The sequence below is a fragment of the Maricaulis sp. W15 genome, from assembly GCF_001924955.1.
Lineage (GTDB): Bacteria > Pseudomonadota > Alphaproteobacteria > Caulobacterales > Maricaulaceae > Maricaulis > Maricaulis maris.
The window spans coordinates 1-17247 of sequence record NZ_LQXG01000002.1 but is presented as its reverse complement, the minus strand read 5'-3'; the positions used below and the strand labels follow the sequence as shown (position 1 = coordinate 17247).

At 64.3% G+C, this 17247-nt stretch carries 11 protein-coding genes; 7 read left to right on the top strand and 4 right to left on the bottom strand.

Translation table 11 applies throughout. The annotated features are described in order from the left end of the window. Positions 1–13 precede the first annotated feature (13 nt). Together carB and AWH62_RS02940 are read right to left on the bottom strand one after the other, a co-directional pair. Positions 14–3271, bottom strand: coding sequence for a carbamoyl-phosphate synthase large subunit (gene carB / locus AWH62_RS02945; RefSeq protein WP_075188995.1), 3258 nt, complete (start codon positions 3269–3271; stop codon positions 14–16). 283 nt (positions 3272–3554) lie between these two features. After that, positions 3555–5000 (bottom strand): metallophosphoesterase, encoded by a 1446-nt coding sequence (locus AWH62_RS02940; RefSeq protein WP_075188994.1) that lies wholly within the window; start codon positions 4998–5000, stop codon positions 3555–3557. Between the two features lie 357 nt (positions 5001–5357). Between AWH62_RS02940 and AWH62_RS02935 the strand changes: the two genes are divergently transcribed. Together AWH62_RS02935 and AWH62_RS02930 are read left to right on the top strand one after the other, a co-directional pair. Beyond that, the gene (locus AWH62_RS02935; RefSeq protein ID WP_158025543.1) at positions 5358–5912 is read left to right on the top strand and encodes a DUF2975 domain-containing protein; all 555 of its coding nucleotides are present in this window, start codon (positions 5358–5360) and stop codon (positions 5910–5912) included. After that, a complete protein-coding gene (locus tag AWH62_RS02930) occupies positions 5909–6145 on the top strand; it encodes a helix-turn-helix transcriptional regulator (protein ID WP_233128245.1) in 237 nt (78 codons plus the stop codon). The genes AWH62_RS02935 and AWH62_RS02930 overlap by 4 nt, the downstream gene beginning before the upstream one ends. Positions 6146–6279: 134 nt before the next feature. Here the strand turns inward: AWH62_RS02930 and AWH62_RS02925 are convergent, their stop codons facing one another. Further along, on the bottom strand, positions 6280–7881 hold the full coding sequence (locus tag AWH62_RS02925; RefSeq protein ID WP_083634955.1) for a peptide ABC transporter substrate-binding protein: 1602 nt from the start codon (positions 7879–7881) through the stop codon (positions 6280–6282). A gap of 186 nt (positions 7882–8067) precedes the next feature. Then, positions 8068–9240: a glutamine-hydrolyzing carbamoyl-phosphate synthase small subunit gene (gene carA / locus AWH62_RS02920; RefSeq protein WP_075188991.1), complete on the bottom strand. Its 1173-nt coding sequence runs from the start codon at positions 9238–9240 to the stop codon at positions 8068–8070. 219 nt (positions 9241–9459) lie between these two features. Between carA and AWH62_RS02915 the strand changes: the two genes are divergently transcribed. From AWH62_RS02915 to AWH62_RS16720, 5 genes are all read left to right on the top strand, one after another. Beyond that, positions 9460–11631, top strand: coding sequence for a sulfotransferase (locus AWH62_RS02915; protein WP_075188990.1), 2172 nt, complete (start codon positions 9460–9462; stop codon positions 11629–11631). A 276-nt stretch (positions 11632–11907) separates the two neighbouring features. After that, the gene (locus tag AWH62_RS02910) at positions 11908–12372 is read left to right on the top strand and encodes a GatB/YqeY domain-containing protein (protein ID WP_075188989.1); all 465 of its coding nucleotides are present in this window, start codon (positions 11908–11910) and stop codon (positions 12370–12372) included. A gap of 107 nt (positions 12373–12479) precedes the next feature. Beyond that, positions 12480–14321 (top strand): DNA primase, encoded by a 1842-nt coding sequence (gene dnaG, locus AWH62_RS02905; protein ID WP_075188988.1) that lies wholly within the window; start codon positions 12480–12482, stop codon positions 14319–14321. A 52-nt stretch (positions 14322–14373) separates the two neighbouring features. Then, positions 14374–16485 (top strand): RNA polymerase sigma factor RpoD, encoded by a 2112-nt coding sequence (rpoD, locus tag AWH62_RS02900; RefSeq protein ID WP_075188987.1) that lies wholly within the window; start codon positions 14374–14376, stop codon positions 16483–16485. 437 nt (positions 16486–16922) lie between these two features. Continuing rightward, on the top strand, positions 16923–17247 hold a 325-nt coding region (locus AWH62_RS16720; protein ID WP_198928856.1), incomplete at its 3' end, for a hypothetical protein.

Genomic DNA, 17247 nt, shown 5'->3' with positions numbered 1-17247 from the left:
ACTTAATTGACCATCAAGAGTAGGTCTGCAGCGCTTGCGGTTCAAGCGCTCCCTCATCGATGCGACGCAGCGACGCAATTGCGGCCCGGGCCGCCGAGGCGGTGGTGTAACAGGGGATCCTGGTTTCAAGCGCAGAACGGCGGATCGAATAGCTGTCGAGATGGGATTGTCGGCCTTCCGTCGTATTGAAGATCAACTGGACTTCGCCATTCTTCATGGCGTCGACAATGTGCGGGCGGCCTTCAAAGACCTTGTTCACGCGCGTCACCGGGATGCCGGCTTCCTCGAAGGTCTTCGCCGTCCCGCCGGTGGCGAGAATGGTAAAACCGAGCATTTTCAGCACGCGAACCGGCTCGACCATGGCTGCCTTGTCGCCTTCTTTCAGCGAGATGAAGACAGCGCCCTTGCGCGGCAGGGCAATGCCGGCGCCCAGTTCCGCCTTGGCGAAGGCCGCTTCGAATGTGGTGTCGATACCCATGACTTCGCCGGTTGAGCGCATTTCCGGGCCGAGCACCGGGTCGACACCGGGAAAGCGGGCCCAGGGCATGACGGCTTCCTTGACCGAGACATGTTTCGGCGCCGGGTCCTTCAGGCCGAATTCCTTCAGCGGCGTGCCGGCCATCACCTTGGCGGCAATCTTGGCGACCGGTTGGCCGATCGCCTTGGCCACAAACGGCACGGTGCGCGAGGCGCGCGGATTGACTTCGAGCACGAAGATTTCGCCGTCCTTGACCGCGAACTGGACATTCATCAGGCCTTTCACGCCGATGGCCTTGGCCATGGCGACGGTCTCGGCCTTCAGCTCGGCGATCATGTCGTCGGACAGGTTGTAGGGCGGCAGCGAGCAGGCGCTGTCGCCGGAGTGCACACCGGCTTCCTCGATATGCTGCATCACGCCGGCCACCCAGACATCGGTGCCATCGCAGATCGCGTCGACATCGATCTCGTCGGCATCCGTCAAATAGCGGTCGAGCAGGAGCGGCGATTTGCCGGAGACATTGACGGCCTCGCGGATATAGCGCTCGAAACTGTCCATCTCGCGGATGATCTCCATGGCCCGGCCACCGAGGACATAAGAGGGGCGCAGGACCAACGGGAAGCCGAGCTTTTCGGCGGCGGTGCGCGCTTCGGCGTCGGAGGAGGCTATGGCGTTGGGCGGTTGTTTGAGGCCGAGATTGTCCAACAAATCCTTGAAACGCTTGCGGTCTTCAGCGAGGTCGATCGCGTCCGGCGCGGTGCCGAGGATTGGCACGCCTTCGGCTTCCAGCTCGCTCGCCAGCTTGAGCGGCGTCTGGCCGCCATACTGCACGACCACGCCCAGCAGCGTGCCGTTCTCGCGCTCGGTCTCGATCAGCTCCAGCGTGTCCTCAATGGTCAGCGGCTCGAAATAGAGACGGTCGGCGGTGTCGTAATCGGTCGAGACGGTCTCGGGATTGCAGTTCACCATGATCGATTCGATGCCCATATCGCCAAACGCAAACGCGGCATGGCAGCAGCAATAATCGAACTCGATGCCCTGGCCGATCCGGTTCGGGCCGCCGCCCAGGATGATGGCTTTCTTCGCATCCGTAGGATTGCTCTCGCAATCGGTCTGGCCACCAAAGGCCGGCAGCTCATAGGTCGAATACATATACGGCGTCGCGGCGAAAAACTCGGCGGCGCAGGTATCAACGCGCTTGAACACCGGGCGCACACCCAGGGCCCTGCGGGCCTTGCGGATGTCGGCTTCCTCAACCTTGACCAGCTTGGCCAGGCGGGCGTCGGAAAAGCCCATCGCCTTGATGTCACGGAAGGCTTCCGCCGTGTCCGGCAGGCCGAGCGTGGCGATGTCGTCCTCGGTGGTGACCAATTGTTCGATCTGGCGCAGGAACCAGGGTTCATAGAGCGAGGCCCGCTCGACTTCCTCGACTGTCATCCCTTCGCGGAAGGCTTGCGCGATAACGCGCAAACGGTCGGGTGTCGCCATGGCGAGCGCAGCCCGGACGGCCTGTTTGCGGGCATCCATGTCGACCGCGTCATCAACACCGGCAATCTCGATCTCGTCGAAACCGGTCAGGCCGGTTTCCATCGAGCGCAGGGCTTTTTGCATGCTTTCCTGGAAGGTGCGGCCAATGGCCATGGCCTCGCCGACCGACTTCATCGAGGTCGACAGCTTGGCTTCGGCGCCGGGATATTTCTCGAAGGCAAAGCGCGGGATCTTGGTGACGACATAGTCGATCGTCGGTTCGAAGGCGGCGGGGGTGGCGCCATCGGTGATGTCGTTGGCGATCTCGTCGAGCGTATAGCCGACCGCCAGCTTGGCGGCGACCTTGGCGATCGGGAAACCGGTCGCCTTGGAGGCCAGCGCCGAGGAGCGCGACACGCGGGGATTCATCTCGATCACAACCATGCGGCCGTCTGCCGGATTGACCGCGAACTGCACATTCGAGCCGCCGGTCTCGACGCCGATCTCGCGCAGCACGGCGATCGAGGCCGTGCGCATGATCTGGTATTCCTTGTCGGTCAGGGTCAGGGCCGGCGCGACGGTGATCGAGTCGCCGGTGTGGACGCCCATCGGGTCCACATTCTCGATCGAGCAGATGATGATGCAATTGTCGGCCTTGTCGCGGACAACCTCCATCTCGAACTCTTTCCAGCCGACAATCGATTCCTCGACCAGGATTTCATCGACCGGCGAGGCGTCGAGGCCGGTGCCGCAGATATGGCGGTATTCCTCGACATTATAGGCGATGCCGCCGCCGGTTCCGCCGAGTGTGAAGGAGGGGCGGATGATGGCCGGCAGGCCGATCTCGCTCATCACGGCTTCTGCTTCGGCCATCGAGTGAACCGTGCGCGAGCGCGGGCTTTCCAGGCCGATCTTGTCCATCGCGTCGCGGAAACGCTCGCGGTTTTCCGCCTTGTCGATGACATCCGCCTTGGCGCCGATCATTTCGACACCGAACAGGTCCAGCACGCCGCGCTTGTCGAGTTCGAGGGCGCAGTTCAGCGCCGTCTGGCCACCCATGGTCGGCAGCAGGGCGTCCGGGCGTTCCTTTTCGATCACCTTGGCCACCATGTCCGGCGTGATCGGCTCGATATAGGTCGCGTCGGCCAGTTCCGGGTCGGTCATGATGGTGGCCGGGTTGGAATTGACCAGGATGACCCGATAGCCCTCGGCCTTCAGTGCCTTGACCGCCTGAACCCCTGAATAGTCGAATTCGCAGGCCTGTCCGATGACAATGGGGCCGGCGCCGATGATCAGGATGGACTGGATGTCGTTGCGTTTGGGCATGGGCGTGGCCTTCTTTTCCCGTTTTCGCGTGTCATGCGCGCGCGCTCGTCGCGGCCCTCCGGGGACGGAGTGCCGTGCGAGCGATCAGTTTTGGTGCTGAAGCGGGTAGGTATCGCGGAATCGGCGGGAAAGTAAGGGGGAAACTGCGCCTTTTCGTGCAGAAGGCGGCAATGTCCCGGCGGCACGCGGGAAAGCGGTGTTTTTACAGGTGTGGACCGGTGTTGATGGCGAGGCGCAAGCGGGCGTCCGGCGGCGGCCCGGTCGACCATTGGCCTGCGACACCTCACGGCGTGCAGTGAACATCCATCGCGTCTTCATAATCCGAATCGAGCGGGACCGCTGCGTCCCGGTCATCGACATAAAGATGCCCCCACATATTCACCCAGCGAGCGTCGTCGGACAGGCTGTCGACCTGGTCCAGCAGTGAGGTCCCGGCAGGCGTGGTGTTGGGATAATTCGTGCGGAAACCGTAGCTGATCCCGCCGCTCCAGGCATAGTCGTCGACCGGCGGCTCGACATAGGTCGCGCCATAAGTGGTGACCTCAACCGGTTCCAGCCCGCCGCCGAGCTCGAAGATTTTCATGCCGGGCGTATTGCCGTGGTCGGTGCTGATACCTGGCACTGACACCAGAAGTTCCGAGACGCCGGGCGTTGCCTCGCAGGTGTGCAGGCGGCGTATGCCGTTGAGATGGGTGTGGCCGGCGAGCACGGTGGTGATCACCGGCTGGTGGTTGCCGATATAGGTCAGCAAGACATCCTGCATCCGGCGCCCGGTGAGCGCGGTGTCGCGACCCTGGTAGGCGAGGCTGTCGTCCCACATTGAATGGCCGCTATGGCCGTCGATCCCGGGCGGAACGTGCATGGCCAGCAGGACGGGTTCATTCGCTGTGGTGGCGGCATCGAGCTGGTCCGCCAGCCAGTCGAGTTGTGCCGATCCTGTCGCGGCGGCGTCCACAAGATCGGAACAGCGGCTGTAGTCGGCGGTATAGATATTGGTGTTCAGGGCCAGAATTCGCAGCGGTGCCGCGCTGGCGCCGACCGTGATGCGGGCTGCGTAATAGCCGTCAGTGAGACGGCTGCGGTCGATGATGTCGGCCGAGCCGTTGATCACCGGCCACACGGTCGGATCGTCGACCGTGTTGAAGACGCTCCGGTCATGATCGGTGAAGGGGCAGTAGTCGAAATCACCGCGGCCGTGATTGCGCTCCACCGTGTCGTTATTGCCGGGCAGGTAGAATAGCGGCGTGGTGGTGCCGGAGACAATGTTTTCCAGACCATCCAGCACGTTCGCGAGAACCGGCCTGCGCTCGCTCTCGTCGGGAATGCTGTGTTCCGGCATATCGCCCAGATAGATCACGAAGTCGGGAGTTTGACTGGACAGCAGCGCCTGGGCCTGTGTCTGTGTCGCGGTCCAGAAGGCTGGCGAGGTTTGACAGGTGCGGCCGGTGCAGGGATGCCCGTCCCGCAGCCGGTGCACGTCGGACAGGGCAAGGAAGGTCGCAGACGCGGCTGCCGCGGGCGCCGGGATGACAGGATCGGCGGCGGCTGGCGCCGTTTCGCCGCCCGTTTCGCCGCCTTGTGCCAGGCCGTCGCCGGCCGCCATGGCGGCGTCCGATGCGCTGCCCGTGTCGGTGTCGGCGGTCCTGCCCGCGTCCGAACAGGCGGACAGGGCGAGCGTGCTGGCGGCAAGCAAGGCCAGGCAAGCGCGCTGGCTGTGGCTGTCGATCATGAATTCCCCCGGGTGCCGAACGGCGATGCACATCCTTCACCCGGAGATCGGGGAAGTCGGCAGGCCGGTGTTTGTGCGAATACGATCAATGGAACAGAACGACGCTACAACTTAAAGGGGTTTTCGGCAACAAGCTTCGCCGCAGGTAGTCGGGCGATTGATTGGGGCCGGCAATCGGGACTGGATGCTGAGACTGGCCCCTGCGTGAGGAATGGGGCGCAGGCAGACAGCACGACACACAGGCCGCGACGGCTGGGGGTGGGTTGACACACGGTGTGCGCTCCCGATTGCCGGTGCGAAACAATTCAACTAATATGCATAGAAATTCAAGTTTAACTTTAATTCATGGACAGTCGCATGCCCTCAATCCCGCAGGATCGATCCATCCGGCGTCTCAGCCGATTTCTAGCCCTGGCGACGCTGGCCGGCATGGTCCTGGTGCCGTTGTTCGGACTCGGTGTCTGGTTTTTGCCCGGCCTCGCGAACGCGTTGGGTGAATTGCCGGGCAGCCGCTGGGTCGGCAATGGCCAAAACGACTGGTTCGTGTTCCAGATCCGCCTCGGAGCGGCCGGCATATCGATGATCGGAATTGGCCTCACACTGTACGGGCTGTTCGGCGTGCGCCGGCTCTTCCTGGAGGGCGCCGAGGGCCAGTATTTCTCCGAGGCCTCGGTCGGCGGGTTTCGCCAATTTGCCCTGGCCAGCCTTGTCGGTGCGATCTGGGCTCCGTTCGAAACCACCGTGTTCAGCGTCTATCTCTCGGTCGCTAACCCGCATACCCGGAATGCCGTGGAGATCAGCTTGGGGTCCGACACCATCGAGTCGATCGGCACCGCGCTGCTCTTGTTCCTGATGGCGCATATTCTCGCCGAGGGGCGTCGTCGCCATGAGGAGCTGGAGTTGATCCTGTGACCGCCGATCCCGACCTGCCCGGCGAGATCATCGTTCACCTGGACGTGTTGCTGGCGCGCCGCAAGGTGCGATCGAAAGAGCTTGCCGACCGGATCGGTGTGTCCGAGCAGGCGCTGTCGATGATCAAGACCGGCAAGATCAAGGGCATTCGTTTTTCCACCCTGATCGCGATCTGCGATGCGCTGGATTGCCAGCCCGGCGAGTTGTTCGAATTCAGGAAGGTGCCGGACTAGAGCTTGCCGCCCAGTGCCAGGAACTCGCGCCGCATGTTGGCTCGGGCCTTGTCGCCGAGTTCCGTTTCGAATTGATCCGTCAGGAAAGTGCGCTCATCTGCTGGTGCCAGCACGCGCTCAACTGCTCTTCCATCTCACGCATCGGCCAACTCCAGATCCCGCCACAACATCGGCTGGATGTCGTTCCGTGTGCCGCCAACGCGTGGCCCGACAAGCCAGTGGGCGCGTTCGTGGAGGAGCGGGATGATGGCCATGTCCTCGTGGATCCGGTCCATCGCCGCGAGATAGAGCTGGGCGCGGGCGGACGGGTCATTCTGGCGCCGGGCAGCGGCCATCAATTCGGCGAAGGTCGGGTCGTCCCAGTTGAAATTGGCCGCGAACCCGCCGGGCGCAAACGGGTCGAGCATGAAGAAGGGATCGGACTTCAGGCCTCGATTGAAGCTGGCGATGGCGATATCGAAATCGCCGGCATCGACGGCCTGGTAGAGGTCGGTGGGATAGCTGACCAGAAGCTCGGTCTCGATCCCGAAACGGGCCCAGTCATCGGCAATCGCCACGGCGAGGCGTTCGCCTTCGCCGGTCGTGGTGCGGAGCTGGAGCTGCCGGGACACGCCGCCGGCCTGCGGCGCCAGCTCGCTGTCAGTGATGACGGACCCGGGAATGACCAGTTCGGACGGGGTGGCGGTATCGGCGTAAAACTCACGGGCCAGGAAGGGGCGGTCGATGGCCCGGGACAATAGTCGCCGGACGCGCACATCATCCAGCGGCGCACGCGCGTGATTGATTTTCAGATAGCGCAGGATCGGCGCGTCGAAACTCTGGAACTGCGTGCCCAGGCGTTCGCGCCAGTAATCGATCTGGTTGGCCGGCGGCCGGTCGGCAAGATCGTAATCGCCGGCCCGGAAGAGGCGCATGCGGGTGGCGTCCTCGCGCACGCCGTCAATGCGGATGGCCGGGATGGAGACGGTGTCGGCGGCGTAGTGGTTCGGGTTCTTTGTCAGGTCGAGACTGATCTGGCTCTCGGCTGCCACCGTGTAGGCCCCGGCCGTGACGATGTGTTCCGGACGGACCCAGTCCAGCCCGACGCGTTCGATCACATGGCGCGGGAAGGGGTAGAATTCGCGCATCAGCGTCGGCAGCAGGCCCAGCGGCGTCTCGAGCCGGAATTCCACCGTGCGATCATCCAGCGCGGTCACGCCGAGCCGGTCCGGTGCCATCTCGCCGGCATGGATCGCCCGCGCATTCGTGACGGCATAGAAATCGCCCAGCACGGCAAAGCTCTGGGTCGGGTCGACAATGCGCCGGGCCGACCAGGCCACATCTTCAGCCGTCAGCGGATGGCCATCCGACCACATCAACCCCTCGCGTAGCCGAAAGGTCCAGACCAGGCCGCTCGCGTCAACAGACCAGCTTTCGGCCAGTCCGGGGCCGACCGAGCCATCAGGTGCGTACTCCGTCAGGCCGGCATGGATCTGCTTGTAGACCAGAGCCGCCGCTGCGAACTCACCGCGGGCCGGGTCGAGACTGTCCGGCAGGCCGGTCGTGGCGACACGCAGGAGATCAGGCGGTGGGCCGGAGCGCCCACAGGCGGCAAGACCGGATGCTGCCGTGGCGGCGAGAAGGGTGCGTCGGTTGAGCATCACGCCATGATGGCGCGATTTGTGGCGGGGTTGTCCAGTGAAATAGCCAAGAACGAGACGCCGTATCGCTGCGCGGCGGGCCGCAGACCGAGCCATACATCACTTGTCAGCCAGCGCGCCGCATCCGGGTTTTCAGGTCAAGGGCGCGTCCGCGCCGCTTCGCGGTTTCACCCTTGAGCTGAAAACCCGGATGCGGCTGAATGCCGGCAAGCGGTGTATGGGCAGCTCCGCGCGGTGCGCGCACCTCTCACTGAAAGAAAGGGAGCGACGTGTCCTAGGGCTCTAAGCCTCAACCCGGCCCTTCAGCTCACCCACAAAGCGGTCGAACACGCCGAAACTGTCCTGCGGGCCGGGGCTGGCTTCGGGGTGGTGCTGGACGGCCCAGACCGGTTTGTTGACCAGTTTGAATCCGGAATTGGATCCGTCGAACAGCGAGACATGGGTCTGGACGGCATTGTCGGGCAAGGTCGCGCCATCAACGGCAAAGCCGTGATTCATCGACACGATTTCAACCTGGCCGGTCTCGTAATTCTTGACCGGGTGATTGGCGCCGTGATGGCCCTGGGGCATTTTCGCGGTCTTGGCACCGATCGCGAGCGCCAGCATCTGGTGGCCAAGGCAGATGCCCAGCGTCGGGATGCCGGCCTCGAGGACGGCCTTGATGGTCGCCAGCGCGTATTTGCCGGTCTCCGCCGGGTCACCCGGACCGTTCGACACGACCACGCCATCCGGATTGAGCGCCTTGATATCGTCGATCGAGGCCTTGCCCGGCAGCACGGCGACGCGGGCGCCGGCGCCGGTCAGCAGGCGCAGGATATTGGCCTTCACACCATAATCGAGCACCACGATGCGAGGTCCGTCTTCCGGCCCGACCGCATAGCCTTCGCCCAGTGTCCAATTGCCCTCGGTCCAGTCACCGCCCTCGGTGCGGGCGACATCGGCGGCCAGCTCGCGGCCTTCCATCGTCGGCGCAGCCTTGGCGGCGGCCTTGAGGGCGTCGATATCGATATTGCCGGCCGGATCATGCGCGATGGCGCACATCTGCATGCCATGTTCGCGAATGCGGCGGGTCAGGGCGCGGGTGTCGACCCCGGTCAGCGCGACGATGCCGCGGGTGCGCAACCATTCCTCAAACGTCGTTTCGGCGCGCCAGCTGGCCGGCGGCGTGATTTTCGCGCGGCTGATCATGCCGACGGCGGCCTTGCGGGCCTGCGGCGACGCGGCTTCCTCGTCTTCGGCATTGGCGCCGACATTGCCGACATGCGGGAAGGTGAAGCAGACCACCTGGCCGGCATAGGACGGGTCGGCCAGGATTTCCTGGTGGCCGGTCATCGCCGTGTTGAAGCAGACTTCGCCCAGGGCGGTACCGGTTGCGCCGGTGCCATGGCCCAGGAACACAGTGCCATCGGCAAGCGCCAGCGCGCCGGTCGGAATTTGGGTCGGCGTGGACGTCATGGCTTTGTCTCCAAGGGTCTTGCGGGGCGCGCTCGCGCCGTCCGGAATCGGTCGGTGGCGAGGGGCGGGTAAACGGGCGCTCTGCTAGCGGTTGATGCAGGCCGGGTCAATAGCGTTGCAGTGACCGGGGCGAACCAAGTCCATCGTCTGCAAGCCCGGCTTGCCGTGGCCGGTCGCGCCTCGCGATACTGGTGGCCGCAAGCCGAGGGGCGTCGAGCCATGAGCGAAACCGTGGAAGCCTTCATCGAGGCGGGCAATGTCGCGCTAAAGGCGGGTGATCATGACGGTGCGGCCCTGGCTTGGTGCCGGGCGCTCGATCTCGACCCGCATCTGGCGCGTGCCCACAATAATCTCGGGGCCGTGACGCTGATGGCCGGTCAGCCGCATCTGGCGCTGCCCTGTTTCATGAACGCGACGGCGCTGCGCCGTGACCAGCCGGGCTTCTGGATCGGCCTGGCGCGTACGCTGGTGGAACTGGATGAACCGGCCCGCGCCGCCGCCTGTCTTGATGCAGCGCGGCAAGCCCTTCCCGACGACCAAGCCTTGCAGGCTGCAGCGCGCCAATACCCGGCGGATGACGCTGTCCGGGCCCGTTATTCCGGTCTCGCCGATCGCGGTGGAGCGACGACTGCCGCGACCCGGCTTGCCGAAATTGAGGGCCTGCCCTTGGGCACCGATGCCGCGGCGGCTCTGGCCGCGGCACGCGAACTGGTCTGGGCCCTGCCGGACCGGCCCGGCCTCTGGGTGGTCTTGTCGCGACTGGCCATGGCATGCGGTGATCTGCAACAAGCCGAATTTCATGCCCGCCGCGCCATCATGCTGGCACCCGCCGACGTCGCCGGCTGGCACGCGCTGACGACGATCCTGCAGCAATCCCCGGTCCGGCGCCGGGATGCCGAGCGTGTCCTGTTGCGGTCGCTCGACCTGTGTGGTCCGCAATTGCGCCTGGCCGAGATGCTGTGTGGCCAGCTGATGAGCGACGACCGCGCCGATGATGCGCTGGCGGTATTGGACGGCTTGCCGGCTGAACGTGGCGGCGACCCGGCCCGCTGGCACTTGCTGGCCGCGCGCCTGTTGGACGCAGCAGGGCGACCGGAGGCCGGCGCTGCCCTGTTCCGCGACGCGCTCGCCGACGGCGAGGCCCCGCATGCGACGCTGATTGCGGCAGCCATCTTTCATGAGCATGACCTGGAACCCGGGGCCTGGCTTGAATTGCGGCAACAGGCGGCCGCCCTGGGGGCCGATCTCGATCATCCTGACCTCCACCATGCCCGGGCACGGGCGCTGTTGCGAACCGGTCAGCTCGACGCTGCGGAAGAGGCTGTCAGCCTGGCGCTCGATGGCGATCTCAGTGATGAAGCGCGTCGCGGCGCCAGCTATATCGCCGGCCAGATCGCGGATCGCCGGGGTCGGCATGATCAGGCCTGGGCGCATTTTGAAACCGCCAATCGTTTGCTGGAGGCCAATTGGGAGGCCAGCGGCGTGTGCGACCACACCATGCCGTTGGCGCGGCTGGCCAGTCTCGATGCCCGCCTTCTGGCAGAGATCAAGTCCGGCAATCCGCTCACCCGGACGCCAGCGCGGCCCAAGGGTGCGGAGGCGGGGGCGGACCTGGCATTTCTGGTCGGGTTCCCACGCTCGGGCACGACCTTGCTCGACAGCGTTCTGCGCGCTCACAGCGTCGTCGATGTGCTTGAGGAAAAGCCGGTCCTGATCGATGCCCTGCGCGCCGTCATCCCCGGGGTCTCTGGCGATGAAACCAATTTCACCGAGGCCTGGCTCGACGCGGTCGAGGCGACCGATCCGGCTGTCCTGCAGGCTGCCTATCGCGAGCAACTGGCCTCCCATGTCGATGATGCGGCGCCGGGGCAGGTGATCATCGACAAGCTGCCGCTCAACATGAATTGGGCCGCGGTGATCCACCGCATCTTCCCGGCGGCAGCATTCATTCTGGCGCGCCGCCACCCGCTGGACGTGGCGGTCAGCAATTTCGCCCAGGACTACGCGCCCAATAATGCGATGCTGGTGATGACGCGGCTTGAGCGCATCGCTGCCTTCCATGCCGCCAGCTTCGACCATTTCGAACGCTTTGTGGGCTGGCGCCGGCCGCGCCTGGCGCATGTCGACTATGAAGCGCTGATCGATGATCCGCAGGCGGCGATCGAACCGGTCATGTCGATGCTGGGCCTGTCATGGGAACCTCAGCAGGCCCGGTTCTTCGAGACCGCGAAGGCGCGCGGCCGGATTTCCACACCCAGCGCTCACCAGGTCACCCAACCGCTCTACACCCGCTCGCGCGAGCGCTGGCGCCACTATGAAAAATGGCTGTCCGGCCCGGCCTGTGCGCCGCTGCGGGCGCGTGCCCGTGCCTGGGGGATGGCGGTGGATTGACGCCCGGACGGGGTTGAAATTCGGCGCCCTCGGGCGAATTTGCAAACCGGTTATTCGATCACGATTTTCATTCGGGCTTGATTCTTTGCCGCCAACGGAATAATTCCCGGCCCCTCGTTTCGGAGGCATGTGCCTCAAACGCGCGACGCCAGAGCAAAAGGCCCAGCATTGTTCGAAACAATCGGCACGTCATTGCGTGCACAACAAAAGTTCTTCACACCGGAGATCTCGTCAGGGAGCGCCGCGTCCGGCGCCCGGATAGGTTTGGTTGAGACCATGTCACTTCGTGAACGCATCACCACGGATATGAAAGCGGCGATGAAAGCCCAGGACAAGGCGCGTCTGTCGACGCTTCGCCTGATCTCGGCTGCCATCAAGGACCGTGATATCGCCGCCCGCGCCGAAGATCGCTGCGCCGGCTGCGAAGACACCGAAATCATGACACTGCTCACCAAGCTGGTGAAGCAGCGCGAGGAAAGCGCCGAGACCTATGAAAAGGCCGGACGTCTCGATCTCGCCGAGGCCGAGCGCTCGGAAGCCGAGATCGTGCGCGAATTCCTGCCGACCCCGATGGATGATGGCGAAATCGATGATGCCGCCAAATCGGTGGTCAGCGAGCTCGACGCCAGCGGGTTGAAGGATATGGGCCGCTGCATGGGCGAGCTGAAATCGCGCTATGCCGGTCGCATGGACTTTGCCAAGGCGGGCGCCAAGGTGAAAGACTTGCTCGCCTCGGCCTGACCCTGACCCCATTCGCAGATTGAACGCGTGACGTGGGCGGCTTTCGCGCGCATCATGCACGGCTGATCTGTGCGGGGCGGGTCGTGATTCAGGGGTAACCGACGGCAATGCGTCTCAATGAGGACTTCATCGACGAAATCAAGGCGCGTGTGCGCCCGTCGGACCTCATCGGCCGTTCCGTCCCCCTGAAACGCCAGGGCCGTGAATTTGTCGGCCTGTCGCCCTTCAAGAAAGAACGCTCGCCCTCGTTTTTCGTCAATGATGACAAGCGCTTCTACCATTGCTTCGCTTCCGGCAAGCATGGCGATATCTTCACCTGGCTCGAAGAGATGGAAGGCCTGTCCTTCATGGAGGCGGCCGAGCGTCTGGCTGGCGAGGCGGGACTTCGCCTGCCCGAGCCGGATCCGGAGAGCCAGCAAAAGACCCAGCACCGCAAATCCCTCGTCGAGTGGATGGAAAGCGCCCAGGCCTTTTTCCTGCGCGCCCTGCGCTCCCCTCAGGCCGAGGAGGCGCGCCGCTATCTCAAATCGCGCGGCCTGACGGGCGAGGACTGCGCCCGCTATGGCATTGGCTATGCCCCTGAGAGCCGGACGGCGCTCAAGGACGAGCTGGTCACCGCCGGCGCGCCGGTTGCAGACCTCATCGAGTGCGGGCTTCTGATCGAGCCGGACAATGGTTCGCCCTATGACCGGTTTCGCGACCGCATCACCTTCCCGATCCATGATCCGCGCAATCGCTTGGTCGGATTTGGCGGGCGGGCGCTGTCGAAAGAGGCACGGGCGAAATATCTCAACTCGCCGGAAACGCCGATCTTCCACAAGGGCTCGGTTCTTTACCGTTATCCGGAAGCCCGCAAAGCGGCCTCCGATCCCAAGCAGGATATTCGCGGCCTGATCGTCGCCGAGGGCTATCTCGACGTGATCGCGCTGTCGCGGGCCGGGCTGGAGCACGGGGTCGCGCCGCTGGGGACCGCCATCACCGAGGAGCAGATCCAGCTGTTGTGGCGGGCCGGCGGCGAGCCGGTGATGTGCCTGGATGGTGACAGCGCCGGACGGGCAGCGGCCTTCAAGGCGGCGGATCGGGCCCTGCCATTGCTGCAGCCGGGCAAGACGCTGCGCTTTGCCTTCATGCCCGACGGCAAGGATCCCGACGATATCCTGCGCGAGGAGGGCGCCAACGCCCTGCGCGCTGTCTTCCGCGAAACCCGCTCGCTGGCCGATCTGATCTGGGAGCGCGAGGTTCTGGTCGAGCCGCTCGATGATCCCGATCGCCGGGCCGGTTTCCGTCGCCGCATCCGGGCGCTGGTCAGCCAGATCGCCGACAGCGATATCCGCGAGGAGTACAAGCGCGAATTTGATCAACGGACGGATGCCCTGTTCGGCACGCGCCCGAAAGATGGCCGCAGTGACCGGCGCGGACCCTGGCGTCCCGGCAAGGGCGTACCGCTGGGGGCGACAGCCGAACTGCGCAACAAGCAGTCCCGACAGGCCGATCCGACCGCCCGGCTGGGCCATCTCCTGCTGGTCGCGGCGATCGAATACCCGGAAATCGCCGCCTCGCAGATCGAGACTCTCGCGCTTTTGCGGTTGGGATCGCTTGACAGGCTGCGCGACGCCGTTCTAGACGCCTGCTCTTCTGGGCAGTTTGTGCAGACCGACACGCTAAGGGCTGATTTGGCCGACGCCGGATACGCGGCAGAGATAAAGCGGTTGGACGGTGAGCGCAGACCCATGCGGGCGGAACTGGGCGGTATGGAGGCGTCTCCAGAGGTGAGGGCAGAGGCTTGGAAGCGGCTGGCTCACGCCTATATGGAACGAAGCGAAGCACAGACACGTCGTGATGAGGCGCGTGCCCGTCTGGACGAAGAACTCAAGCAGGCGGATTCGGAACGCTTTCGGCAGGTGGTAGACGCCTACCGGTACGAAAGCTCTCGTTCGGAATCCTCCTGATGCGTATAATTCCAATTGCGCGCCCCAGGGCGGCGCGACAAGGGACGATTAAATGAGCAAATCCGCCGAAGCCAATGATGCATCGGAAAATTCGGATGGTCCGCTGCTGGACCTGACGGATCAGTCAGTGAAGAACATGGTGAAGACCGCCAAGAAGCGCGGTTATGTCACCCATGACGAGCTGAACGCGGTCCTGCCGAGCGAGGAATTCTCGTCCGAGCAGATCGAAGACGTGCTCGCACAACTGTCCGAGATGGGCATCAATGTCGTCGACAATGACAGCGATGTGGATGACGACAGCGGTGATGCGCCGAAAGCGGCCAAGGCCACGTCTGCATCCTCGGATGATGATGACGATGATGACGAGGAAGAGGAGAGCGACAGCCGGGCTGTGGCCGGCGCCTCCAAGACCGCTGTCACGGGTCTCAACACACCGACCTCGGCCGACCGTACCGACGATCCGGTGCGCATGTATCTGCGCGAGATGGGTTCGGTGGAACTCCTGTCCCGCGAAGGCGAGATCGCGATTGCCAAGCGCATCGAGGCTGGTCGCAATGCGATGATCCGCGGCCTGTGCGAAAGCCCGCTGACCTTTGAAGCCATCATGGTCTGGCGCGACGAGCTGACCGAAGGCCAGGTCCTGCTGCGCGACATTATCGATCTCGACGCCACCTATGGCGGTCAGCAGGCGGAAGCCGCGGAGGATGGTGATGAGGACGGCGAGGGCACGGGTGATGGCGAGACGCCGACCCCGGCCGATGATGGTGCTCCCAAGCCCAAGTCCGACGATGATGATGACGACAAGGACGATGAGGAAAAGTCCGAGAAGTCTGATGATGACGAGGACGGCGAAAGCAGTTCCGACGACGATGATGATGACGACGATGATGACGGCGCATCACTCTCCCTGTCGGCCATGGAAGCGGAGCTGCGCGATGGCGTGATGGAGACGCTCGACTCCATCGCCACCGATTTTGCCGCCTTCCGCAAACTGCAGGACAAGCTGGTCGCCGCCCGTATCGAGGGCAAGGACCTGACCAAGCAATCGCGTGAGAAATACGAAGGCCTGCAAAACGCCATCGTGACCAATCTCAACACGATGCACCTGAACAATGCGCGGATCGAGGCGCTGGTCGAACAGCTGTATGCGATCAACAAGGAGCGCATGGCGCTGGAAGGCAAGCTGTTGCGCATGGCCGACGCCCATGGCGTGCCGCGTGCGCAATTCATGGACAGCTATTTCGGCAATGAGCTGAACCCCGACTGGCCGAACTCGATGGCGTCCACGTCCAAGGCCTGGGCCCGTTTTATCGACCGTGAAGGCACGGATGCCGGCAAGATCCGCGACGATCTCGCCGATTTGACCCAGCGCGCCGGCGTGCCGATCGAAGACCTGCGCCGCATCGTCCGCACCGTCCAGAAGGGCGAGCGCGAAGCGCGTGTGGCGAAGAAGGAAATGGTCGAGGCCAATCTGCGTCTCGTCATCTCCATCGCCAAGAAATACACCAATCGCGGCCTGCAATTCCTGGATCTCATCCAGGAGGGCAATATCGGCCTGATGAAGGCCGTCGATAAGTTCGAATATCGCCGCGGTTACAAATTCTCGACCTATGCCACCTGGTGGATCCGCCAGGCGATCACCCGCTCGATCGCCGACCAGGCGCGCACCATCCGCATCCCGGTGCACATGATCGAGACGATCAACAAGATCGTCCGTACCAGCCGCCAGATGCTGCACGAGATCGGCCGCGAGCCGACCCCGGAAGAACTGGCCGAAAAGCTCGCCATGCCGCTGGAAAAAGTGCGCAAGGTGATGAAGATCGCCAAGGAGCCGATCTCCCTTGAAACGCCGATCGGCGACGAGGAAGACAGCCATCTCGGCGATTTTATCGAGGACAAGAATGCCGTCCTGCCGATCGATGCCGCCATCCAGGCCAATCTGCGCGAAACCACCACCCGCGTCCTCGCCAGCCTTACCCCGCGCGAGGAACGCGTCCTGCGCATGCGTTTTGGCATCGGCATGAATACCGACCACACGCTGGAAGAAGTCGGCCAGCAATTCTCGGTCACCCGCGAACGCATCCGCCAGATCGAGGCGAAAGCGCTGAGGAAGCTGAAGCATCCGAGCCGGAGCCGGAAGCTGCGGAGTTTCCTGGATAATTGATCTGAAAAAGCCGGCCCAAGGGCCGGCTTTTTTGTGTCTGGCCGCGGACCCTTTTCTTCCCCATGAAATGGGGAAGTGGCCCGGCGCAAGGCGCCGGGTCGATGGGGCGGCCGCAGGCCGGAGAAGGCCTCACCCAAACCCTGCCGCGTGCCGCGCCAGCCCCTCCGTCTCGCCCTCACGGGCGATCCACCTCCCCCCGAAGCGGGGAGGAAAGCGCACTCGCCAGTTGCGTGCATGGCCGCTAGGTTGTGGGGTGAGGGCAGGCAACACAATGGCGAGGCATGATGGCGAGCGCGCCAAAGTTTGATCGGAAAGCGTTTGAGGGCTGGCTGGCGACGCAGCCTGTAGACGTGTCGCTCGTCATCGCGGCCCGGTGCGCCCTGCGTGTGGCTCCCATGCTGCGGGTTCTTTTGCGAACGACGGATAACCACCGTGCCATGATCCTGTCGCTGTTTCGGGGTATGGTGACGCCATGGGTTGCCGCTACACGTTCAACCCATGGCGTCGATCGGTGGGCCACCGCCGCCGCCACCGCCTACGCCTACGCCTCCGCCGCCGCCAACTCCGCCGCCAACGCCGCCTCCGCTGCCACCAACGCCGCCTCCGCCGCCACCAACGCCGCCTACGCCGCCACCGCCGCCGCCGCCGCCACCGCCTACGCCTACGCCTCCGCCGCCGCCACCGCCGCCGCCAACGCCGCCTCCGCTGCCACCAACGCCGCCTCCGCCGCCACCAACGCCGCCTACGCCGCCACCGCCGCCA